The following is a 21850-nucleotide window of genomic DNA, read 5'->3' on the forward strand; positions in this document are numbered from 1 at the left end:
GGAACGGACACTTCCTTCGGACCGCCTTCCAGCGGGCCCTCCGGGCGCTTCGTTCTTTCGTGTTTCCAGCTTATCAGATGTTTTCCGCTCCGTTTTCCGGAGTTTCATTTATCTGACTTTGCTTTCGCCTTTCGGCGCTCCCGAACTCTATCAGAGTTTCTCGGTCCGTTTTCCCGGTCGTTCTCGAATTCAGATTCGAGGGCTTCCTTGGGGCTCGTCCCGTGGGGCAACCCGGAGAACATTACGCACCGGGTCGCCCCACGTCAAACCAGCCTCAGCAGGGGCCGGAGGAGGCTCAGACCTCGACCACGACCGGCAGGATCATCGGCCGGCGGCGGTAGTTGTCCGCGACCCACTTGCCGATGGTCCGGCGGACCAGCTGCTGCACCTGGCGGGGCTCCAGCACGCCGTCGCTGGCCGAGCGGTCCAGGGCCTCCTGGAGCTTGGAGGCCACGGGGACGAAGGCGCTGTCCTCGATGCCGGAACCGCGGGCCTGGATGGTCGGGCCACCGACGATCTTGCCGTTGGTCGAATCGACCGCGACGAAGACCGAGATGAAGCCCTCCTCGCCGAGGATCTTGCGGTCCTTGAGCGAGGCCTCGCTGATGTCGCCGACCGAGGCGCCGTCCACGTAGACGTAGCCCGCCTGCACCTTGCCGACGATCCGGGCGACGCCGCCCTCCAGGTCCACGCAGACGCCGTCCTCGGCGATGACCACGCGGTTGCGCGGCACACCGGTGGCGACTCCCAGCTCGGCGGCGGCCCGCAGGTGGCGCCACTCGCCGTGGACCGGCATCAGGTTGCGCGGCTTGCAGATGTTGAAGAAGTAGAGCAGCTCGCCGGCCGAGGCGTGGCCGGAGACGTGCACCTTGGCGTTGCCCTTGTGCACGACCTTGGCCCCCCAGCGGGTCAGGCCGTTGATCACGCGGTAGACGGCGTTCTCGTTGCCCGGGATGAGCGAGGACGCCAGGACGACGGTGTCGCCCTCGACGATGCGGATCTGGTGGTCGCGGTTGGCCATCCGGGACAGCGCCGCCATCGGCTCGCCCTGCGAGCCGGTGCAGATCAGCACGACCTCCTTGTCCGGCAGGTCGTCGAGCTGCTTGACGTCGACGACCATGTTGCCGGGGACCTTCAGGTACCCGAGGTCACGGGCGATGCCCATGTTGCGGACCATCGAGCGGCCGACGAAGGCGACCTTGCGCTTGTACTCGTGCGCGGCGTCCAGCACCTGCTGGATGCGGTGCACGTGGCTGGCGAAGGAGGCGACGATGATGCGCTTCTCGGCGTTCGCGAAAACGTTTCGCAGCGCGGCCGAGATGTCCCGCTCGTGCGGGATGAAGCCGGGGACCTCGGCATTGGTGGAGTCCACCAGCAGCAGGTCCATGCCCTCCTCCGCCAGCTTGGCGAAGGTCGGCAGGTCGGTCAGTCGACCGTCCAGCGGCAGCTGGTCCATCTTGAAGTCGCCGGTGGCCACGACCATGCCGGCAGGGGTGCGGACCGCCACCGCGAGGGCGTCCGGGATGGAGTGGTTGACCGCGATGAACTCGCAGTCGAAGGGGCCGATGCGCTCGCGCTCGCCCTCCTTGACCTCCAGCACGTACGGGCGGATGCGGTGCTCGGCGAGCTTGGCCTCGATCAGGGCCAGGGTCAGCTTCGAACCGATCAGCGGGATGTCCGGGTTCTCCCGCAGGAGGAAGGGGACGGCGCCGATGTGGTCCTCGTGCCCGTGGGTGAGGATGATGCCGTCGACCTTGTCGAGGCGGTCCCGGATGTAGCTGAAGTCCGGGAGGATCAGGTCCACGCCGGGCTGCTCGTCCTCGGGGAAGAGGACTCCGCAGTCGACGATCAGGATGCGGTCCCCGTACTCGAGGACCGTCATGTTGCGGCCGATCTCGCCGAGGCCGCCGAGCGGAGTGATACGGAGGGCGCCCTCCTTCAGTGCCGGGGGCGCGCCGAGCTCGGGGTGCGGGTGGCTCAAAAGACTCTCCTCACGACGCACGCCATATGTCCGGGGTCCTCCCCCTGGAGACATATGGCGTGCGTACTCAGTGTCGTTTTCCTACTGGGTCTGTGCTCTCGCGCCTTCGGTCCGGTCCAGCGGCGGACCCGTGAGGGCCCGGCGAGCCGGGGCGCGCACGTCTGTGTCTGCTAGAGGTGTACCCCGCCGGCGGCGAGATCCTGCTTCAATCGGTCGATCTCCTCGGGCGTCGCGCCGACCAGCGGCAGCCGCAGCGGGCCGGCCGGCAGGCCCTGGAGGTCCAGCGCGGCCTTGGAGAGGATCACGCCCTGGGTGCGGAACATACCCGTGAACACGGGCAGCAGGCTCTGGTGGACCGCGGTGGCCTTGGCCACATCGCCCGCCAGGTAGGCCTCGATCATCGCCTTCAGCTCACCGGCGACCACGTGCCCGACGACGCTGACCACGCCGACGGCTCCGACCGACAGCAGCGGCAGGTTGAGGATGTCGTCGCCGGAGTACCAGGCGAGGTCGGAGCGGGCGATCGCCCAGGCCGCGGCGCCGAGGTCGCCCTTGGCGTCCTTGTTGGCGACGATCCGCGGGTGCTCGCCGAGCCGGACCAGCGTCTCGTGGCTCAGCGCGACCCCGCTGCGGCCCGGGATGTCGTACGTCATGACCGGCAGGCCGGTGGCGTCGGCGACCCGGGTGAAGTGCCGGTACAGGCCCTCCTGCGGGGGCTTGTTGTAGTACGGCGTGACCACCAGCAGCCCGTGCGCCCCGGCGGCTTCCGCCTGGCGGGCCAGCTCGACGCTGTGGTGGGTGTCGTTGGTGCCGACGCCGGCCACCACGTGGGCACGGTCCCCGACCGCCTCCACCACGGCGCGGACGAGCTGGGCCTTCTCGGCGTCGCTAGTGGTCGGGGACTCACCGGTGGTGCCGTTGACGACGAGGCCGTCGTTCCCGGAGTCGACGAGGTGCGTGGCGAGGCGCTGGGCGCCGTCGATGTCGAGTCCGCCGTCGGCGGTGAACGGGGTGACCATCGCGGTCAGCACCCGGCCGAACGGCGTCTGGGGGGTGGAGGTCGGAGCCATGCGTCCAAAGCTACTCGTAGGCGGTGGGGCGGTGCCCATGCCGGTCCAGGGTTCGGACAGGTGTAGCAGGTCAAGGGCCCAAGAGATGGGATTCCGGTGCTGCCCGCTCGGGGGTTCGGGCAGCACCGGAATCCGTGGTCACGAATTTAGGGAGCGGCTAGAAAAGCCGCAATCCAGACATGCCCGACACTCTGCCCATATGCCTGTCGTCCCAGGTCAGGGGGCGACTCGGCCGTGCTTCTCAAAAGCCGCATGGGTGAGCGGCATGAGCCGGGCCCACTGCTCCTCCATCTGCTCGGCGACCATCTCGATCTCGCGCTGCGGGAAGGACGGCACCGCCGAGTTCTCCCGCCGGGTGCGCAGCGAGAGGAAGTGCATCAGCGAGCGCGCGTTGCAGGTCGCGTACATCGAGGAGAACAGGCCGACCGGCAGCACCGCACGGGCCACCTCGCGGGCCACGCCGGCCGCCAGCATCTCCTGGTAGCGGGCGTACGACTCGCGGTACGCGGCCTCCATCGCCTCGGCAGTGGTCTTGTGCTGCTCCGGGGTGCCCTCGGTGAACTCATACTTGCCCGGGCGGCCCTCCTGGACCAGCTTGCGGTCCTCGCCGGGGACGTAGAAGACCGGCTGCAGCTCGCGGTAGCGGCCGGACTCCTCGTTGTACGACCAGCCGCTGCGGTGCCGGTGGAACTCGCGGAACACGAAGATCGGCGCACTGATGAAGAAGGTCATCGAGTTGTGCTCGAACGGCGTGCCGTGCCGGTCCCGCATCAGGAAGTTGATCAGGCCCTTGGACTTCTCCGGGTCCTGCTGGAGCGCCTCCAGGGACTGCTCCCCCGCGGTCGAGACCCGGGCCGCCCAGATGACGTCCGAGTCGGCGGCGGCGCTGCGGACCAGCTCCACCGTCACCTCGCTGCGGAAGCTGGGGGCCGTCGGTTCGTCGCTCACGCGTTACTCCTTGCGGGTTCGGTGCTGTGCAGCTTGATGGCGTGCTGCATGGTCTTACGGGCGCGCGGGGTGTCGCCGGCGTCGGCGTAGGCCACGGCGAGGCGGAACCAGACCCGCCAGTCGCCCGGCGAGGCCTCCGCCTCAGCCTGGCGGCGGGCGAACACCGCGTCGGCCGAGGCACGGTCGATCCGCCCGCCGGTGGTGCGCTTCAGCTCGTCCACCGGCAGGCCGCCCTCGGCCTCCAGCTCGCGGGCGAGCTGCTCGCTGGACCGGCCGAAGCGGACGGTCTGGCGCAGGAACCAGACGCCGATCACCGGGATGACGAAGGCACAGACGCCGATGCCGATGCCGAGCGGCTTGCCAGTGGCGACCAGCTGGACGCCCTCCCCCACGCAGAACAGGGCGACCATCAGCAGCACGCCGGACAGGACGAAGAAACCGGTACGAGAGGTCATCGCGGGCTCACAGGTCCAGGAAGTGTTCGAGGCCGAAGGTCAACCCCGGCGTCTCGACGACCTTGCGCGCGCCCAGCAGGATGCCCGGCATGAAGCTGCTGTGGTGCAGCGAGTCATGCCGGATGGTGAGCGTCTCGCCGGTGTCGCCGAACATCACCTGCTGGTGGGCGAGCAGGCCGCGCAGCCGTACCGCGTGCACCGGCACCCCGTCCACGTCGGCGCCGCGGGCGCCGGGCAGGCTGTGGGTGGTCGGGTCCTGCTGCGGGGGGCGGCCGGCCTCGGCGCGGGCGGCGGCGATCAGCTGGGCGGTGCGGGTGGCGGTGCCGCTGGGGGCGTCGGCCTTGCGGTCGTGGTGCAGCTCGACCACCTCGACCGACTCGAAGTACCGGGCGGCGATCTGCGAGAACTTCATCCCGAGGATCGCGCCGATGGAGAAGTTCGGCGCGATCAGCAGGCCGAGCTCCGGAGCCTGGTCCAGCCAGCCGCGGACGGTGGCGAGCCGCTCGTCCGTCCAACCGGTGGTGCCGGTGACCACGTGGATGCCGTGGTGCAGGCAGTAGTCCAGGTTGCCCATCACCGAGTCCGGGTGGGTCAGCTCGACGGCGACCTCGGCCCCGGCCCCGGTCAGCTCCTCCAGCTTGGAATCGCGGCCGAGGGTGGCCACCAGCTCCAGGTCCGGCGCGGCCTCGACGGCCTTGACCGCCTCGGAGCCGATCCGGCCCTTGGCGCCGATCACGGCGACACGCAGCGTCATAGCGAAAGTCCTCTCACCAGCAAACTCAGACCGGGCAAACTCAGGCCGGGCAATCTCAGACCAGCAGATCGGCGAGCTTGGCGGCCCGCTTGTCGTTGACCGGGCCGATCAGCGCCAGCGACGGCCGGTACGCGCCCAGCACATCACGGGCGACCGCGTGGACGTCGTCCAGGGTCACGGCCGCGATCCGCTCCAGCATGTCGTCCACCGACAGGTGGTGCCCGTAGCTGAGCTCGGCCTTGCCGATCCGGTTCATCAGCGAGCCGGTGTCCTCCATGCCGAGCACGGTGGAGCCGGAGAGCTGGCCGATCGCGCGGTGCAGCTCCTCCTCGGTGATGCCCTCGGCGACCACCTTGGCCAGTTCCGCGCGGCAGATCCTGAGCACCTCCTCGACCCGCTTGGGCTGGCAGCCGGCGTAGATGCCGAACAGGCCGCTGTCCGCGTACGAGGACGAGTACGAGTAGACCGAGTACGCCAGGCCGCGCTTCTCCCGGATCTCCTGGAACAGCCGGGAGCTCATCCCGCCGCCCAGGGCCGCGTTGAGCACGCCCATCGCCCAGCGGCGCTCGTCGTGCCGGGGCACCCCGGGCACGCCCAGCACCAGGTGGGCCTGCTCGGTGGAGCGGTTGAGCACCTCGACCTTGCCGGCCGTGCGCAGCGCCTTGACACCGCGGCGGGCCTCGGCGGGCGCGGCGGCCGAGCGGGCCAGCACCGGGGCGAAGGCCAGCTCGACCTGCTTGACCACCTTGCGGTGGTCCAGGTTGCCGGCCGCGGCGACGACCAGGTGCTCCGGGCGGTAGCGGCGGTGGTAGAAGCCGGCGATCTGGTCCCGGGTGAGCTCCTTGATGGTCTCCTGGGTGCCGAGGATCGGGCGGCCGAGCGGGCCGCTGCCGTAGATCACCTTGGCGAACAGGTCGTGGACCACGTCGCCCGGATCGTCCTCGGCCATCGCCATCTCTTCCAGGATGACGCCGCGCTCGGCCTCCACGTCCTCGGTGCGGATCAGCGAGCCGGTGAGCATGTCGCAGACCACGTCGATGGCCAGCGGCAGGTCGGTGTCCAGGACCCGGGCGTAGTAGCAGGTGTTCTCCTTCGCGGTGAAGGCGTTCATCTCGCCGCCGACCGCGTCCAGGGCGGCCGAGATGTCCAGCGCGCTGCGCCGCTCGGTGCCCTTGAAGAGCAGGTGCTCCAGGTAGTGGGTCGCGCCGTTGAGCTGCGGGGTCTCGTCCCGCGAGCCGACGCCGACCCAGATGCCGAAGGTCGCGGAGCGCACCGTCGGCAGGGTCTCGGTGACGACCCGCAGGCCGCCGGGCAGGACGGTGCGGCGCACCGTGCCGACGCCGTCGACGCCCTTGAGCAAGGTCCGGGTGGTGCCGGGTCGCTGCTTTACCGCCGGGGCCTGGGCCACGGTGGATACCTCCAGACAAAACGTACGTGGAAGAGGCACGTACGGACGAACGCGTGGACAACAGGGCGCGGCCCGCACGCCGGGAGGCGTACGGGCCGCAAGGGTCAGCTAGCGGCGCTTCACTCGGAAGCGGCCTCGCCGCCCTCCTCGCCCTCGATGACCGGGATCAGGGAGAGCTTGCCGCGCGGGTCGATCTCGGCGATCTCGACCTGCACCTTGGCGCCGACGCCCAGGACGTCCTCGACGTTCTCCACGCGCTTGCCGCCGGCCAGCTTGCGGATCTGCGAGATGTGCAGCAGGCCGTCCTTGCCCGGCATGAGCGAGACGAACGCGCCGAACGTCGTGGTCTTGACCACGGTGCCCAGGTAGCGTTCGCCGACCTCCGGCATGGTCGGGTTGGCGATCTGGTTGATCGTGGTGCGGGCGGCCTCGGCGGCCGGGCCGTCGGCGGCACCGATGTAGATGGTGCCGTCGTCCTCGATCGTGATCTCGGCGCCGGTGTCCTCCTGGATCTGGTTGATCATCTTGCCCTTGGGGCCGATGACCTCGCCGATCTTGTCCACCGGGATCTTGATGGTGATGATGCGCGGCGCGTTCGGGGACATCTCGTCCGGGGAGTCGATGGCCTCGTTCATCACGTCGAGGATGTGCAGGCGGGCGTCGCGCGCCTGCTTCAGCGCGGCGGCCAGCACCGAGGCCGGGATGCCGTTGAGCTTGGTGTCCAGCTGCAGCGCGGTGATGAAGTTGCGGGTACCGGCGACCTTGAAGTCCATGTCGCCGTACGCGTCCTCGGCGCCCAGGATGTCGGTCAGCGCGACGTAGTGGGTCTCACCGTCGATCTCCTGCGAGATCAGGCCCATGGCGATGCCGGCGACGGCGGCCTTCAGCGGCACACCGGCGTTCAGCAGCGACATGGTCGAGGCGCAGACCGAGCCCATCGAGGTGGAGCCGTTGGAACCGAGCGCCTCGGAGACCTGACGGATGGCGTACGGGAACTCCTCGCGGGAGGGCAGCACCGGCAGGATGGCGCGCTCGGCCAGGGCGCCGTGGCCGATCTCGCGGCGCTTGGGCGAGCCCACGCGGCCGGTCTCGCCGACCGAGTACGGCGGGAAGTTGTAGTTGTGCATGTAGCGGCGACGCGTCTCCGGGGAGAGCGTGTCCAGCTGCTGCTCCATGCGCAGCATGTTCAGCGTGGTGACACCCAGGATCTGGGTCTCACCGCGCTCGAACAGGGCCGAGCCGTGGACGCGCGGGATGGCCTCGACCTCGGCGGCCAGGGTGCGGATGTCAGTGACACCGCGGCCGTCGATGCGGACCTTGTCCTTGATGACGCGCTCGCGGACGATCTTCTTGGTCAGCGCGTTGTAGGCGGCGCTGATCTCCTTCTCGCGACCCTCGAACTCGGGGAGCAGCTTCTCGGCCGCGACCGCCTTGACGCGGTCCAGCTCGTTGTTGCGCTCCTGCTTGCCCGGGATGGTGAGGGCCTGGGCCAGCTCGTCCTTGACGGCGGCGGTCAGCGCGGCGAGGACGTCGTCCTGGTAGTCCAGGAAGACCGGGAACTCGGCGGTCGGCTTCGCGGCCTGGGCGGCCAGCTGCGACTGCGCGGCGCACAGCACCTTGATGAACGGCTTGGCGGCGTCGAGACCTGCGGCCACGACCTCCTCGGTCGGCGCCTCGGCGCCGCCCTCGACCAGCTTGATGGTCTTGTCGGTGGCCTCGGCCTCGACCATCATGATCGCGACGTCGCCGTCCGGCAGGACGCGACCGGCGACGACCATGTCGAAGACGGCCGACTCCAGCTCGGAGTGGGTCGGGAAGGCCACCCACTGGCCGTTGATCAGCGCGACGCGCACGCCACCGATCGGGCCGGAGAACGGCAGGCCCGCCAGCTGGGTGGAGGCGGAGGCGGCGTTGATGGCGACCACGTCGTACAGGTGGTCGGGGTTGAGCGCCATCACGGTGCAGACGACCTGGACCTCGTTGCGCAGGCCCTTGACGAAGGACGGGCGCAGCGGGCGGTCGATCAGGCGGCAGGTGAGGATCGCGTCCTCGGAGGGCCGGCCCTCGCGACGGAAGAACGAGCCGGGGATGCGGCCCGCGGCGTACATCCGCTCCTCGACGTCCACCGTCAGCGGGAAGAAGTCGAAGTGCTCCTTCGGCTGCTTGGACGCGCTGGTGGCCGACAGCACCATGGTGTCGTCGTCCAGGTAGGCCACGGCGGAGCCGGCGGCCTGACGGGCCAGACGGCCGGTCTCGAAGCGGATGGTACGGGTGCCGAAGGAACCGTTGTCGATCACGGCTTCGGCGTAGAACACGTTCTCTTCCACCTGGAAGATCTCCTCTTTCGTACGTCTCCGGGAGAGCGTCCCCGCGCACTGCCTCGGGTTGGCCCCTGGGCCCTCCTACCAGGGAGGGCGGCAGTCGGGCCGGTCTTCGATCGAAGCCTCCGGGGTGCCCCGCTCGGCTGCGGGGGTTCCGGGGGCCACTACCGAGGACCGGCGCCTCACGGCTGCCGGGCCGGGACGGGCGGTCCGCGTCTGGACGCTCTCTCGGATGCGGGCGGCTTCCGTTTGAAGCCTTCGTCCCGCGGGGGGTCGGGTCCTTCTGCCCGGGTGGCGCGCTGGTGCGCCATCACCCGGCATGCCCACAACCCTACGGTGCAATCCTCGGCCACCTGGGGAGGTGCGCGCGAGTTGTTATGTCCGGGCGCCGCGGTTTCAACCGCCGCGGCATACGCGCGAGGGGCGGCTCCCCGGTGTGGGGAGCCGCCCCGAGCGGCGTTCTCAGCGGGCGCCGCCGGCGGCACCGCGGCGGATGCCCAGGCGGTCGACGAGCGTACGGAAGCGCTCGATGTCCTTCTTGGCCAGGTACTGGAGCAGGCGGCGGCGCTGGCCGACCAGGATCAGCAGGCCACGACGCGAGTGGTGGTCGTGCTTGTGGGTCTTGAGGTGCTCGGTCAGGTCCGAGATGCGACGGGACAGCATGGCCACCTGGACCTCGGGGGAGCCGGTGTCGCCCTCCTTGGTGCCGAACTCGGCCATGATCTGCTTCTTGACGTCAGAGGCGAGAGCCACTGCAACTCCTTCAAGGTCTTACCGAGCGGTCCTGGTCGACAACACAGGACTCTGTGAGAACTCGGTGTCGTGACGGAGCGCGGCCGACGGTCTGCGACCGACCCTGGAGAGGGCGCACGGCTACGCTCAAAGGCCAAGCGTACCAGTGCCTCCCACCCGGCCGGTCGGCGGGCCTGACGGGAGGCACTGTCGGGTGGTACGGGCCCCGGCTCAGCCGGTGGCGCCGCGGACCAGCCGGTAGATGTTCAGGACGGCGAGCGCCAGCGGGACCAGGGACATCAGGGTGAGGCTGTCGACCAGGTCCAGGATGCGCCCCCAGAACGGGGAGACGCCGAGCCGGGGCACCACCAGGGCGATCGCGGTGAGCAGCGCCGCGCCGAAGGCGATCGAGGCGCCCAGCCAGATGGTGCGCAGGTCGAGCTCGGTGGTGGAGCCGGCCGCACGCAGGAAGAACTGCGGGGTGTGCAGGGACAGCCCGACGATCAACAGGCACAGGCCCAGCAGGCCCGCGACGGTGAGGCTGAGGACCTGTGCGGTGTAGCGGAACAGCCGGGCGCGCAGCATGGTGGCGATGCCCAGGGCGAGCGCGAGCAGCTCGGGGAAGGTCCGGTCGGTGAAGGCCAGGACGGCGCAGGCGCCGACCACGACCGCGGCGCAGCCGCCGACCAGGCCGACCAGCACCTCGTGGCCGCGGCGGGCCTGGTGGGCGATCTTCTCGTACTGGACCGCCTCGGCGCGCTCGGCCTCCTCGTCGTAGTCCCGGCTGCGCGTGCGGGTCTGGCCGGGGGCGCTGAAGCCGACCGGCAGCCGGGCGAAGCGGGCGGAGAGGCTGGGCAGGAAGCCGACCGCGGCGACGGCCGCGACACCGGTGACGGCGGCGATGTTCCCGGCCGCGGTGTCCGGCATCAGCACGGCGGTGAAGGTGGCGAGCGAGCCGGCGACGGCGACGAAGGCGGCGGCGACGAACGCCGCGTCCTTCTCCGGCAGCAGCCCGGCCAGCAGCACGGAGACCACCAGCACGGCGACGCAGCCGGTCAGGAACTGGAGCCGGCCGGGCCCGTCCCACTTGTGGGCGACGGCGAGGATGCCGCTGCCGCCGATCATGGCGTGCGGCAGGGCGCCGAGGCCGAGCGCGAGGGCGGAGTGGGCGTCCTGGTAGACCCGGGCGCGCACCCCGGCGAGCGCGGTGAGCACGACGGCGGTGACGCCGGCCAGGATGCCGGGCAGGCCGTGCATGTCGTGGCGGACGTCGGAGAACCAGAGCGCGAAACCGAGCAGGGTGAGCAGCACCCCGGCGCCGATCAGGCCGAAGCCGCGCATGAGGTCGACGGTCCAGAACCGGCGGTCGGCCTCGACGGCGCTGGCGATGGCGTCCGCGACGTCGTCGTAGACGGCCGGCGGGAGGGACTCGGCGAAGGGGCGCAGCGCGAGCAGGTCGCCGTCACGGACCTGCTGGGCGCCCAGCGGCAGGCTGCTGTCGAGCACGGTGCCGTCGCGGCGGACCAGGTGGAAGCCGGTGGGGGTGCCCTCGGGCTGGCTCTGCTTGGCCAGCCGCAGCACCTCGGGGTAGACGTCCGCGAGCGGGACGTCCTCGGGCAGGGCGACGTCGATCTTGCGGTCCGGGGCGACGACGGTCACCCGGCAGTAACCGGTGGCAGCGGCAGAACTCATGCGCCCGCCTCGCTCCGCTCGGCAGGCACTTCGTGCAACACGCGCCCTTCGATGATGAGCTCACTCATGAGCTGCACCTCGATCCTTCGACGCACTGGCGCTCCCCCTTGTTGACGGTGCCGCGGCACGGCCGCGCGCGGTGTGGCTGTGGAACCGGCCCGACCGGGCCGCGAGTTGGCGCGGCGTTACCCTACCCGTTCGGTTCGTGCCCGGCGCCGCTGCGGGGCGGTGCACGGTGCGGGGGCGGCCGGGGCCGGATCTCGCCCCTATGTAGGATCGGCGCCTGCGCAAGGTAGTACGGGGGCTGCGCTGTGTGGGGCGTCCTCAGCCACAACATCCCGTACGGGCCGTACGCAGTCGCGTGAGGGCTGATGCCGAAGTGATCGATCGACGCCGCGGGGTGGATGACGCATGGGTGTGATCACGGTCAAGCGACCGGCCAGGGCCTACCCGCCGACGGTGCCGGACGAGCCGGTGGAGCTGGTGACTCCGCCCGAGCTGCCCCGGCAGGGCGGCGAGGACTGGCTGATGAGCATCCTGCCGATGCTCGGCATGGGCGGTTCGGCGGTGTTCTTTTTCTCGCCCGGTGCGGCCGCCCCGATGAAGATCATGGGCGGTCTGATGATCGCCTCGACGGTCGGCATGGTGCTGGCCCAGATCGTGCGGGCCCGCAAGGGCGGCTCGACCGCGATGGCGGACGAGCGGCGCGACTACCTCAAGTACCTGCAGCAGACGCGCCGTCAGGTGCGCCGCACGGCGGAGAGCCAGCGCGGCGCGCTGCTGTTCCTGAACCCGGCGCCGGACCAGCTGTGGTCGATCGTCGAGGACGGCCGGCGACTGTGGGAGAGGCGGACCGCGGACGGCGACTTCGCGCAGATCCGGGTGGGCCTCGGGCCGGTGCAGCTGTCGACCCCGCTGGTGGCACCGCAGACCGCGCCGATGGATGAGCTGGAGCCGCTGTCGGCGGCCGCGATGCACTCCTTCCTGAAGGCGCACGGCACCCTGCAGGACCTGCCGCTGGCGGTGTCGCTGCGGGCCTTCTACCACATCACGGTGTGCGGCGACCCGGACTCGGTGTACGGCAACGTGCGCGCGATGATCGCCCAGTTGACCACCCTGCACTCGCCGGACGACCTGGTGGTCGCGGTCGCGGCGGCGCCCGGCGCGGCCGAGGAGTGGGGCTGGACCAAGTGGCTGCCGCACAACCAGCACCGCAAGGAGGCCGACGGCGCGGGCTCGCGCCGGCTGTTCGCCACCGACCTGGGCGACCTGGAGTTCCTGCTGCAGGACGAGCTGGCCGGCCGCCAGCGGTTCGTCCGGGACGCCGCGCCCGCGGCGGACCAGCCGCACATCGTGGTGATCATGGACGGCGCCGGGGTGCCGCACGACTCGGTGCTGGCCGGCGCCGAGGGCGTCCAGGGGGTGACCGTCATCGAGGTCGTCCCGGGTGACGTGGACGAGCCCAGCGGGCACCTGATGGTGACGGTCAACTCCGAGGAACTGGTGCTGCGTTCCGCCTCCGGCGCGACCTACACCGGCAAACCGGACCTGCTCTCGGTCTGGCAGTCCGAGGCGCTGGCGCGGCAGTTGGCGCCGTACCGGATCTCGGCCGGCGGCGACGACGAGCCGTTGCTGTCCAACCTGGACTTCACCGACCTGATGAACTCGGGCGACCCGGGCTCCTTCGACGTGAGCCGCAGCTGGCGCACCCGCCCCCAGCACGAGCGGCTGCGGGTGCCGATCGGCGTCGGCGCCAACGGCGAGCAGGTCTACCTGGACATCAAGGAGGCCGCGCTGGAGGGCATGGGCCCGCACGGCCTGTGCGTCGGCGCGACCGGTTCCGGCAAGTCGGAGCTGCTGCGCACGCTGGTGCTCGCACTGGCGATGACCCACTCCTCGGAGACGCTGAACTTCGTGCTCGCGGACTTCAAGGGTGGTGCCACCTTCTCCGGCATGGCGGACATGCCGCACACCTCCGCCGTGATCACCAACCTGGAGGGCGAGCTCACCCTGGTCGACCGCATGCGCGACGCGATCGAGGGCGAGCTGCAGCGCCGCCAGGAGCTGCTGCACCGCTCCGGCAACTACGCCAACATCCACGAGTACGAGCGGGCCCGGGCCGCTGGCGCGGCGCTGGACCCGCTGCCCTCGCTGGTGCTGATCATCGACGAGTTCTCCGAACTCCTCACCGCCAAGCCGGACTTCATCGAGATGTTCATCCAGATCGGCCGCATCGGCCGATCGCTGGGTGTGCACCTGCTGCTGGCTTCGCAGCGTCTGGAGGAGGGCAAGCTGCGCGGCCTGGACACCTACCTCTCGTACCGGATCGGTCTGCGCACCTTCTCGGCGGCCGAGTCCCGGGCGGCGATCGGCGTGCCGGACGCGTACCACCTGCCGCCGGTGCCGGGTGTCGGCTACCTGAAGTTCGGCGAGGACGTGATGGACCGGTTCAAGGCCGCGTACGTCTCGGGGCCGTACCGGGCGCCGGGGCAGCAGCGGTCGACCGGCGGACTGCGGGTGAACGCCCACCCGGTGGAGTTCACCGCGGCCTACGTGGACCTGCCGGACCCGGTGGCGGAGGAGGCCCCGCAGGCGCCGGAGCAGGACGACGCGCTGGTGGACACCGTGCTGGACGTGTTCGTCCAGCGGATGGCGGGCCAGGGCCCGGCCGCCCACCAGGTGTGGCTGCCGCCGTTGGACGAGGCGCCGAGCATCGACCACCTGCTGCCGCCGCTGCAGGTCATCCCGGAGCGCGGGCTGACCGCACCGGGCTACCCGGGCGGCCGGCTGCGGACGCCGATCGGCGTCGTGGACAAGCCGCGCGAGCAGAAGACCGACATCCTGGAGGTCGACTACGCGGGGGCGGCCGGCCACGGTCTGATCGTGGGCGGCCCGCGCTCGGGCAAGTCGACCGTGGTGCGCACCGCGGTCGCCTCCTTCGGCGTCACCCACACCCCGCGCGAGGTGCAGTTCTACCTGCTGGACTTCGGCGCGGGCAGTTTCCAGTCGCTGACCGGGCTGCCGCACGTCGGCGGGGTGGCCGGGCGTCTGGACGTGGACAAGGTGCGCCGGATGGTCTCCGAGGTGCACGGGGTAATGAACCGGCGCGAGGAGCTGTTCCGGACGGCCGGGATCGACACCATCGGGACGTACCGGGCCCGCCGGGCGGCCGGGCAGCTGCCCAACGAGGCCTTCGGCGACGTGTTCCTGGTGATCGACGGCTGGAACACCTTCAAGCAGGAGTTCGAGGCGCTGGAGCCGATCATCGGCGACATCGCCCAGCGCGGCCTCGGCTACGGCGTTCACCTGGTCATCACCGCGACCCGCTACGCGGAGGTCCGTCCGGCGCTGAAGGACCTGTTGCAGAACCGCATCGAGCTGAAGCTCGGTGACGCGATGGAGTCCGAGGTGGACCGCCGGGTGGCGCAGAACGTCCCGCCGCTGGCCGGTCGCGGCGTCACCGCGGAGCGGCTGCACTTCCTGTCCGGACTGCCGCGCCTGGACGGCTCCTCCTCGGTGGAGGACCTGCAGGACGGCGTGGCCGGGCTGGTCAGCGCGATCGACGGCGCCTGGACCGGCCCGCGCGCCCCGCAGGTGCGCATGCTGCCGGCCATGCTGGACGGCGACTCGCTGCCGAAGGGCTTCGAGCACCCCGAGCGCGGCATCTCCTTCGGCGTGGACGAGGCCGAACTGGCACCGGTGTTCGTCAACTTCGAGACCGACCCGCTGTTCATCGTTTTCGGCGACACCGAGTCGGGGAAGTCGGCACTGCTGCGCATGCTGGTCAAGCAGATCACCGAGCGCTACACGCCGGAGCAGGCGGGCATCGTGGTCGGCGACTACCGGCGCGCACTGCTGGGCACCGTGCCGCCGGAGTACCTGGTGGAGTACGCGGCGGCACAGCCGGCCATGTCGGCCGTCGTGGACATGCTGCGCGGGGCCTGCGCCCGCCGACTGCCCGGCCCGGACGTGACCGCCGAGCAGCTGCGCAACCGCAGCTGGTACAGCGGCAAGGACATGTTCGTCGTCGTCGACGACTACGAGCTGGTCGCGACCAGCTCGGGCAACCCGTTGGCACCGCTGGCCGAGTTCCTGCCGTTCGCCCGGGACATCGGCCTGCGGGTGATCGTGGCCCGCAGCGCGGGCGGCGCCGGGCGCTCGCTGTACGAGCCGGTGCTGCAGCGGATGCGCGAGCTGGGCGGGCAGGGCGTGATCCTCTCCGGCAACCGGGACGAGGGCGCACTGCTGGGCACGGTCAAGCCGCAGGCGCTGCCGCCGGGCCGCGGCGTCTACGTGTCACGCCGCGCGACCAACGGGCAGATGGTCCAGACGGGCTGGCTGCCGGTGGCGTGACCGCGCCGTCCGCTACGGACCGTGATCGAAGGGGTCGGACTCCCGGGAGTCCGACCCCTTCGCCGTCCCAGGTGCTGAAACGTTACCTAGCACTTTCCGGGCCAGGGCTGCGGTTCCCGTACCCGACCCTGGAGCTGCCCTGCCGCTCGGAGGCACCTGAACGTAGCGCCGTCCAGCCGGATCGGCACCTTCGAATAGTGGCCTGCAGTGCGATGTTCACCTTCGATTCATCCTTGATGCGGTCGAGGCAACAAGTCGGACAAACCGCGCGATGACACCACGTGATCATCAGATCGCATGTTTATGCGCTCCACCGCAACGAATTCCGAAGCAGTTCCGGCGTTGACGCGATCAATACGCCCAAGGTTCCATTGCGGCCCGGGAGCGACCGGAACAGACCCGAGCAACCAGCCGGCGGAGGCGATACCGCTCCCATTCCAAGGACCGCTCAGAGTCGATCGGAAGCCACATGACCGACACGCTTCGCCCGCCACAGACCGTAGCCGCCACGACGGCCGAGGCAGCCGCGCCCCAGCAGCTCAAGCGCTCGATCGGCGTCGTGGGCGGCACACTGCTCACGCTGTCCTGCGTCACCCCGGCCTCGACGCTCTTCGTGATCGTGCCGGAGCTGTTCTCCAGCATCGGCAGCGCCACCGCCATGGCCATCGCCATCGGCTCGGTGCTCTGCATCGCGGTCGCGTTCTGCTACTCCGAGCTCGGCACCCTGATCCCCAGCGCCGGCGGCGAGTACGCGATGGTCGGCACCCTGGCCGGACGGCTCGCGGGCTGGCTGGTCTTCATCCAGTCGCTCATCGTGGTGATGATCGTCCCGTCGGTCATCGCCCTCGGCACCGCCGACTACCTGGCGCCCGTCCTCCACGTCGACAAGCCGATCGCCGGCGCCGCGGTCATGCTGGCCGCCACCCTGGCCGGCCTGCTCGACCTGCGGGCCAACGCCTGGATCACCGGCATCTTCCTGGTCCTGGAGGTCGTCGCCGCGGGCGTCGTCTCGGTGCTCGGCTTCACCCACAGCAACCCCGGCCACCCCAGCCTGCTGCACGGCGTGGTCGCCGGGGACGGCGGCGCCGTCAGCCCGGTCGGCATCGGCGCCATCATCGGCGCGCTCGGCATCGCCCTCTTCGTCACCCAGGGCTTCTCCACCGCCGTCTACCTGTCCGAGGAGCTGGAGAACCCGCGCCGCACCGTCTCGCGCACCGTGCTGTGGACGCTCGGCCTCTCCAGCGCCATCATCCTGATCCCGGTCGCCGCCATCACCATGGGCGCCCCCGACCTGCAGACCCTGGCCTCCGGTGACATCTCCGGCATGGTCACCGCCTGGAGCAACTCCGCGGTCGGCACCTTCATCAGCCTGTGCATCGCGCTGGCCATCATCAACGCCGGCATCGTGATGGTCATCCAGAACTCCCGGGTACTGTTCGCCTCCGCCCGCGACAAGGCCTGGCCCGAGCCGGTCAACAAGGCCTTCGGCACCCTCGGCCGCTTCGGCTCCCCGTGGATCGCCACCCTGGCGGTCGGCATCCCCGGCGCCGCGCTCTGCTTCGTCAAGGGCGAGCTGCTCAGCAACATCACCGGCGTCGCCGTCACCGCGATGTACCTGCTGGTCGCGATCGCCTCGCTGCTCTCCCGGCGCGGCCACCACAAGCACGCCTCCGCCTGGCGGATGCCGCTGTGGCCGGTCGTCCCGGCGCTGCTGATCGCCGTGCTCGTCTACATCATGACTCAGCTGGACACCGAGCCCCTGCTGTGGACCGGCGGCATCACCGCCGCCGCCACCCTCTACTGGCTGTTCTACCTGCGCCCCCGGCAGGCCACCCGCTGGGTGATCAGCCTCCCCGAGGACCAGCAGGGCTGACCCCCGCCCCCCACATCCCTCCCCCACACGGCGGTGCCCCGGGCTCTCCCCCAAGCCCGGGGCGCCGCCGTGTTCCGTGCCGCTACTTCTTCGGCTTCCACGCCGAGCTGGTGGCGATCGCCTTCAGCTGGTCCAGCGTGAGGAGCGGCTTGCCGGTCGGCCCCTGGGAGACGGTGACGCGCAGGTCGCCCCGCAGGACGTCCGCCATCGGCTGGCCCTTCGCGTCGGGCGTCCCCGGACCGTAGAGCTTGAGCACGCCCCCCTCGGGCAGCACGGTCGCACCCTCGAACAACTTGTCGGTCTGGTCACCTGGCGTCCGGACCAGCTTCTGCACCCGCAGGAACACCGATCCCGTGGCACCGCCCTGGGCGAGCTGGACATTGGCGGTGACCTCGTTGCCGTCGATCTTGGTGACGGTCACCCCGGCGGGCAGCAGACCGGCGAGGATCGACTGCCGGTCCTGCAGTGACAAACCGGTGTCCTGGGCCGCGTAGTCGACCCCGTCGTACTGGACCGCCGCGACGATCCGGTCCCAGGACTTGTCGGAGACGACCGCCTTCAGCTGTTCCAGCGTGAGCGGCGGGTTGGGACGGCTGTCGGGCGCCCCCTTCTCCTGCGGCGAGTTCCACTCGCTGAGGGAGATGTCCCGACCGTCCGGCCCGGTCAGCGCCGCCATCCACTCCTTGGTGTCGGCGCGGTGGTCCGAGTACTCGTACCCCTGCTGGAGGAACAGCTTGGAGCCGTCCGCCAGCGTGGTGACCGCGCACGAGTCGATCCAGTTGTCCTTGGAGTCCGGGCAGCTCCGCTCCTGCGCCTGGCCCCTGCGGTGCTTCCGGATCCCGATCGAGAGCAGCGACTTGCCCTGACCGTCGTCGTACACCAGCTGCGCGCTCGCGAAGGTGCCCTTGAGCATGGGGTCGTCGGTGCCGCGGCCCTTGCCGTCGGCGGTCCGGCCCTTGGGCAGCAACGCCTGGAAGGTGGCCAGCACCTCGTCGCCGGAGACCACCGCCGTCGAGGGGGAGGCCGAGCCCGCGGAGGCCGGGGTCACCGCGGCGCTGGAGCTCGCTGCCCCGGAACTCGCGGCGGCCACCGTGCCCGCGCCGGAGGAGGCGGTGGCACCGGTCAGGTACACCGCGCCGGTGCCGACCAGGGCGAGTGCGGCGGCGCCGCCCACCACTGCGACGGTCGAACGGCGGCGCCAGCGGCGGCGGCCGCGCTGGTACCCGCCCGCGACCAGGCCGGCCTGATCGGCCTGCTCCGGGCGGAAGCCCTCACCGGTACGGGTGATGGCGTAAAGAAGATCGTCATCGAACTTGTCCGGTTCGGACATGGCTGGTCACCGTCTCCTTGCGTCACGAATGTGGTCGGCGGGCCGTGCAAAAACGTTTCAGTGGGCGGCGAGTTCGGCCAGCGAGTCGCCGAGCAGGGAGCGCAGCCGGGACAGCGCCCGGGTGGTCCGGGTGCGGACCGCACCGGAGGAGACCCGCAGCACCTCGGCGGTCTCCTCGACGCTGCGGTCCTCCCAGTAGCGCAGCACCAGCACGGCACGGTCCTTGGCCGGCATCTGCCCGAGCGCGTCGAGCAGGGTCAGCCGCAGACTGCTGTCCGCGTCGCGCCCCTCCGGCTCCGGCAGCGCCTCCGTCGGGCGCTCACCGCTGGAGCGGCGGCGCTGCTGGGCGATGAAGGTGCGCACCATGACGGTGTGGGTGTAGGCCGCCGGGTTGTCGATCCGGCTCCGGCCGCCGGTGAAGGCGCTGCGCCGCCAGAGCACGTACATCCGGCTGAGGGCCTCCTGAACGAGGTCCTCGGCGTAGTGGGTGTCCCCGCTGGTGAGCAGGCAGGCCGAGCGGTACAGGTGTCCGGTTCGGCTGGAAACGAGTTCCAGGAACTCGGCGTCCTTGGCCTCCCGGCCGCCCCCGATCCACCCCATGCCCGCCGCTCCCCCTCGTCCGCGCTCCCTGACACTTCTTGGATGCGGTGGGCGGCCGACGGTGTTACAGACGTTTCACAGGATTTTTCCGAGCAGTCGCGGGGCGCGGATCAGTCGGCGGACTTACGGCGGTGGTCACGCAGCACGACACCGCCGCCGATCAGCAGCGCGACCAGCAGCGCCCCGACGGCGACCACGTACGTCGCGGTGCGGCCGTCCCGGTCGGCCTGGGTCTCGCCGAGGCCGACCGGCCGCGGCACGATCGGGGCGGCGGCCAGCTGCACGGGGGCGTCGGGGGTGGGGGCGGACGGCGGTTCATCGGGGGCCTTGGTGACGGCCTTGACCGGGTCCACCACGCCCCAGCCGATGAACTGGTTCGGGCCGCGCTCGGTGCGCTGGGCGGTCTGCTCGATCCAGGCCCGTACCTGGGCCGGTGTCCACTTCGGGTGCGCGCCGAACAGCAGCGCGGCGAGCCCGGAGACGTACGGGGCGGCGAAGCTGGTGCCGTTGTCCACGCACTGGCCGCCCCCGGGCACCGTGGAGAGCATGTCGACGCCGGGCCCGGCGACCTTCACGAAGGAGCCGTACTGGGAGAACGGCGCGCGCTCGTTGTTGCGGTCAGAGGCGCCGACGGCCAGCACGGTCGGGAAGGCGCCCGGGTAGGTGTCGCCCTCCTTGCCGTCGTTGCCGCTGGAGGCGACCACCACGATGTTGTTCTGCTCGGCGGACTCGATCGCAGCCTTCAGCTCCTGGTAGCCGCCGAAGTGGGCGTCGCCCGCGCCGCGCACATCCTGGGAGATGTTGATGACCCGGATCGGGGGTTTTTTCGGGTCGTCCTTGTTCTTCGAGTCCTCGTTGTACTTGACGACCTCCGTGATGGCCGCGGCGAGGCTGGAGACGTCACCGTTGCCCTCGCTGTCGTTCTGCCGGATCGAGTAGATCTGCGCGTCGGGGGCCAGCCCGACGAAGCCGGTCTTGTCACTCTTACGGGCGGCGATGATGCCCGCCACCTTGGTGCCGTGGCCGACCGGGTCGTTCTTGGAGGTGCCTTCGACCGGCTGCTTGGTCTCCTTGTTGACCAGCAGGTTGGAGCCCTGCAGCACCTTGCCGGCCAGCTGCGGGTTCTGCTCGTCCACCCCGGTGTCGATGACCGCGACCGTTACACCCGCGCCGGTGGTCTTCCCGCCCTGCCACAGCTCGTCCAGCAGCATCCGCTGCAGCGACCACGGCACGGTCTGCACATCAGGCGCGGGCTTGGGGCAGTCACCGGCGGCGGCCAGCCCCGGCCCGCCGTCCGCGTACGCCGGGGCGGTGAGCGGGCCGCCCAGCACCACGAGCGCGGCCAGCGCCGCGGCCGTCCTACGGAACCCGCGTCCGGACACCCTGCCACCCCTCATGTTCTCCACCCGTGCCACGCGCCGAAGGGCGGGTGCCCGGAACCCGGGTACCCGCCCCTGTCATTCCCGCTCGGGAACCTTCGGTCAGCCGTGCCAGAGCTTGGCGTTGTTGGTCTCGGTCTGGTTGTAGCTGACCGCGGCGGACTCCAGCGAGCTGGCGATCTTCGCGCAGGTCTGCTGCAGCTCGGAGGCGGCCTGGTCCCACTTGGCCTGCTGGGCGTTGTAGCCCTGCTGGGCCTGGCCCTGCCAGCTCTGCGCGATGGCGGTGACTTCCTTGCGCAGATCGGTCAGCATCGTGTCGATGCGCTTGGCCGAGTTCTGGACCTCCTGGGACGCGTTGTGGAGGGTCTGGAAGTTGACGAGGATGTGGTCGGTCACAATGTCTCCCTTGACGAGGATGCGGAGCACCCCGCGCTCAGCCGCGGGCGCCCCGTCGAGCGGAAGGTCGGAACAGCGCAGCGATCAGCGGTTCGGCGATCAGCCCTGCTGGCCGAACAGCGCCTTCTGCTCCTCTTCGGCACTCGCGTAGTGCTTGGTGGTCAGCTCGATCGCGTGCTGGATCTTGGTCAGCGATTCCTGCAGCGCCTTGACCTCGTTGTTGACCTGGTTCTGCAGGGCCGTGTAGGCGTTCGCCGCCTGGCCCTTCCAGCCGCCGGTGATGTTGTCGACCGTGCTCTGGAGCTTCGCGCGCTCCTGCTCGATGCTCCCGACCGCCTGCTCGATCTTCTTGGCGAAAGCCGTCATCTCCTGCGCAGTCATCGTGAACTGACCGTCAGCCATGCTCCACCGTCCCCCATGAGACAAACATTGTGTGTGCGGAGAGCCCACGGTCCCCCGCTGCATCACCCGTGTGATGTCCAGCAGCACTGTAGTCGGCACACGCAACTCACCCAACATTGAGCGCTGAGTAGTTACCAGACCATGACACTGGTGCCA

At 70.4% G+C, this 21850-nt stretch carries 16 protein-coding genes; 2 read left to right on the plus strand and 14 right to left on the minus strand.

Annotation, left to right across the window (positions count from 1 at the left end; all coding sequences use genetic code 11):
* Positions 1-295: 295 nt before the first annotated feature.
* The 9 genes from ACWC9T_RS33010 to eccD form a co-directional block, all read right to left on the minus strand.
* The gene (locus tag ACWC9T_RS33010) at positions 296-1981 is read right to left on the minus strand and encodes a ribonuclease J (RefSeq protein WP_396253404.1); all 1686 of its coding nucleotides are present in this window, start codon (positions 1979-1981) and stop codon (positions 296-298) included.
* 170 nt (positions 1982-2151) lie between these two features.
* The gene (gene dapA, locus ACWC9T_RS33015; RefSeq protein WP_449824734.1) at positions 2152-3051 is read right to left on the minus strand and encodes a 4-hydroxy-tetrahydrodipicolinate synthase; all 900 of its coding nucleotides are present in this window, start codon (positions 3049-3051) and stop codon (positions 2152-2154) included.
* Positions 3052-3267: 216 nt separating this feature from the next.
* Positions 3268-3999: an FAD-dependent thymidylate synthase gene (gene thyX / locus ACWC9T_RS33020; protein WP_449824735.1), complete on the minus strand. Its 732-nt coding sequence runs from the start codon at positions 3997-3999 to the stop codon at positions 3268-3270.
* On the minus strand, positions 3996-4454 hold the full coding sequence (locus ACWC9T_RS33025; protein WP_449824736.1) for a hypothetical protein: 459 nt from the start codon (positions 4452-4454) through the stop codon (positions 3996-3998). Before ACWC9T_RS33025 ends, thyX begins: the two co-directional genes overlap by 4 nt.
* Before the next feature lie 7 nt (positions 4455-4461).
* Positions 4462-5208, minus strand: a complete 747-nt coding sequence (gene dapB / locus ACWC9T_RS33030; RefSeq protein WP_449824737.1) for a 4-hydroxy-tetrahydrodipicolinate reductase — start codon at positions 5206-5208, stop codon at positions 4462-4464.
* A 55-nt stretch (positions 5209-5263) separates the two neighbouring features.
* Positions 5264-6616, minus strand: a complete 1353-nt coding sequence (locus tag ACWC9T_RS33035) for a M16 family metallopeptidase (protein ID WP_449824738.1) — start codon at positions 6614-6616, stop codon at positions 5264-5266.
* A 119-nt stretch (positions 6617-6735) separates the two neighbouring features.
* Positions 6736-8943, minus strand: a complete 2208-nt coding sequence (locus tag ACWC9T_RS33040; RefSeq protein WP_449824739.1) for a polyribonucleotide nucleotidyltransferase — start codon at positions 8941-8943, stop codon at positions 6736-6738.
* 456 nt (positions 8944-9399) lie between these two features.
* Positions 9400-9690 carry a 30S ribosomal protein S15 gene (gene rpsO, locus ACWC9T_RS33045; RefSeq protein ID WP_030062424.1) on the minus strand — a complete coding sequence of 97 codons (291 nt, stop codon included), beginning with the start codon at positions 9688-9690 and terminating at the stop codon, positions 9400-9402.
* Positions 9691-9900: 210 nt separating this feature from the next.
* On the minus strand, positions 9901-11361 hold the full coding sequence (eccD, locus tag ACWC9T_RS33050) for a type VII secretion integral membrane protein EccD (RefSeq protein ID WP_449824740.1): 1461 nt from the start codon (positions 11359-11361) through the stop codon (positions 9901-9903).
* 411 nt (positions 11362-11772) lie between these two features.
* Here eccD and eccCa point away from each other — a divergent pair, with 411 nt between their 5' ends.
* Together eccCa and ACWC9T_RS33060 are read left to right on the plus strand one after the other, a co-directional pair.
* Positions 11773-15714 carry a type VII secretion protein EccCa gene (gene eccCa, locus ACWC9T_RS33055; RefSeq protein WP_449824741.1) on the plus strand — a complete coding sequence of 1314 codons (3942 nt, stop codon included), beginning with the start codon at positions 11773-11775 and terminating at the stop codon, positions 15712-15714.
* A gap of 469 nt (positions 15715-16183) precedes the next feature.
* Positions 16184-17587 carry an APC family permease gene (locus tag ACWC9T_RS33060; RefSeq protein WP_449824742.1) on the plus strand — a complete coding sequence of 468 codons (1404 nt, stop codon included), beginning with the start codon at positions 16184-16186 and terminating at the stop codon, positions 17585-17587.
* Between the two features lie 82 nt (positions 17588-17669).
* On the opposite strand, the gene ACWC9T_RS33065 is transcribed toward ACWC9T_RS33060, so the two are convergent.
* The 5 genes from ACWC9T_RS33065 to ACWC9T_RS33085 all read right to left on the minus strand — a co-directional run bounded on the left by ACWC9T_RS33065 (position 17670) and on the right by ACWC9T_RS33085 (position 21694).
* Complete coding sequence (locus ACWC9T_RS33065) at positions 17670-18917, minus strand: hypothetical protein (protein ID WP_449824743.1); 1248 nt, start codon at positions 18915-18917, stop codon at positions 17670-17672.
* A gap of 57 nt (positions 18918-18974) precedes the next feature.
* Complete coding sequence (locus tag ACWC9T_RS33070; RefSeq protein WP_449824744.1) at positions 18975-19517, minus strand: SigE family RNA polymerase sigma factor; 543 nt, start codon at positions 19515-19517, stop codon at positions 18975-18977.
* A gap of 110 nt (positions 19518-19627) precedes the next feature.
* The gene (gene mycP / locus ACWC9T_RS33075) at positions 19628-20914 is read right to left on the minus strand and encodes a type VII secretion-associated serine protease mycosin (protein ID WP_449824745.1); all 1287 of its coding nucleotides are present in this window, start codon (positions 20912-20914) and stop codon (positions 19628-19630) included.
* A gap of 84 nt (positions 20915-20998) precedes the next feature.
* Positions 20999-21292: a WXG100 family type VII secretion target gene (locus ACWC9T_RS33080; RefSeq protein WP_449824746.1), complete on the minus strand. Its 294-nt coding sequence runs from the start codon at positions 21290-21292 to the stop codon at positions 20999-21001.
* Positions 21293-21391: 99 nt separating this feature from the next.
* Entirely contained in the window at positions 21392-21694 is a 303-nt protein-coding gene (locus tag ACWC9T_RS33085; protein WP_449824747.1) for a WXG100 family type VII secretion target, read from the minus strand.
* Positions 21695-21850: the final 156 nt, after the last annotated feature.

The sequence above is a fragment of the Kitasatospora sp. NPDC001159 genome (assembly GCF_053598235.1).

What these genes read in the sequence shown, in the direction of transcription:
- ACWC9T_RS33025 (WP_449824736.1), bottom strand. Translation starts at nt 4,454, where the DNA reads ATGACCTCTCGTACCGGTTTCTTCGTCCTGTCCGGCGTGCTGCTGATG.
- ACWC9T_RS33060 (WP_449824742.1), top strand. Translation starts at nt 16,184, where the DNA reads ATGACCGACACGCTTCGCCCGCCACAGACCGTAGCCGCCACGACGGCC.
- mycP (WP_449824745.1), bottom strand. Translation starts at nt 20,914, where the DNA reads ATGAGGGGTGGCAGGGTGTCCGGACGCGGGTTCCGTAGGACGGCCGCG.
- ACWC9T_RS33085 (WP_449824747.1), bottom strand. Translation starts at nt 21,694, where the DNA reads ATGGCTGACGGTCAGTTCACGATGACTGCGCAGGAGATGACGGCTTTC.
- ACWC9T_RS33070 (WP_449824744.1), bottom strand. Translation starts at nt 19,517, where the DNA reads ATGGGGTGGATCGGGGGCGGCCGGGAGGCCAAGGACGCCGAGTTCCTG.
- dapB (WP_449824737.1), bottom strand. Translation starts at nt 5,208, where the DNA reads ATGACGCTGCGTGTCGCCGTGATCGGCGCCAAGGGCCGGATCGGCTCC.
- eccD (WP_449824740.1), bottom strand. Translation starts at nt 11,361, where the DNA reads ATGAGTTCTGCCGCTGCCACCGGTTACTGCCGGGTGACCGTCGTCGCC.
- ACWC9T_RS33065 (WP_449824743.1), bottom strand. Translation starts at nt 18,917, where the DNA reads ATGTCCGAACCGGACAAGTTCGATGACGATCTTCTTTACGCCATCACC.
- dapA (WP_449824734.1), bottom strand. Translation starts at nt 3,051, where the DNA reads ATGGCTCCGACCTCCACCCCCCAGACGCCGTTCGGCCGGGTGCTGACC.
- eccCa (WP_449824741.1), top strand. Translation starts at nt 11,773, where the DNA reads ATGGGTGTGATCACGGTCAAGCGACCGGCCAGGGCCTACCCGCCGACG.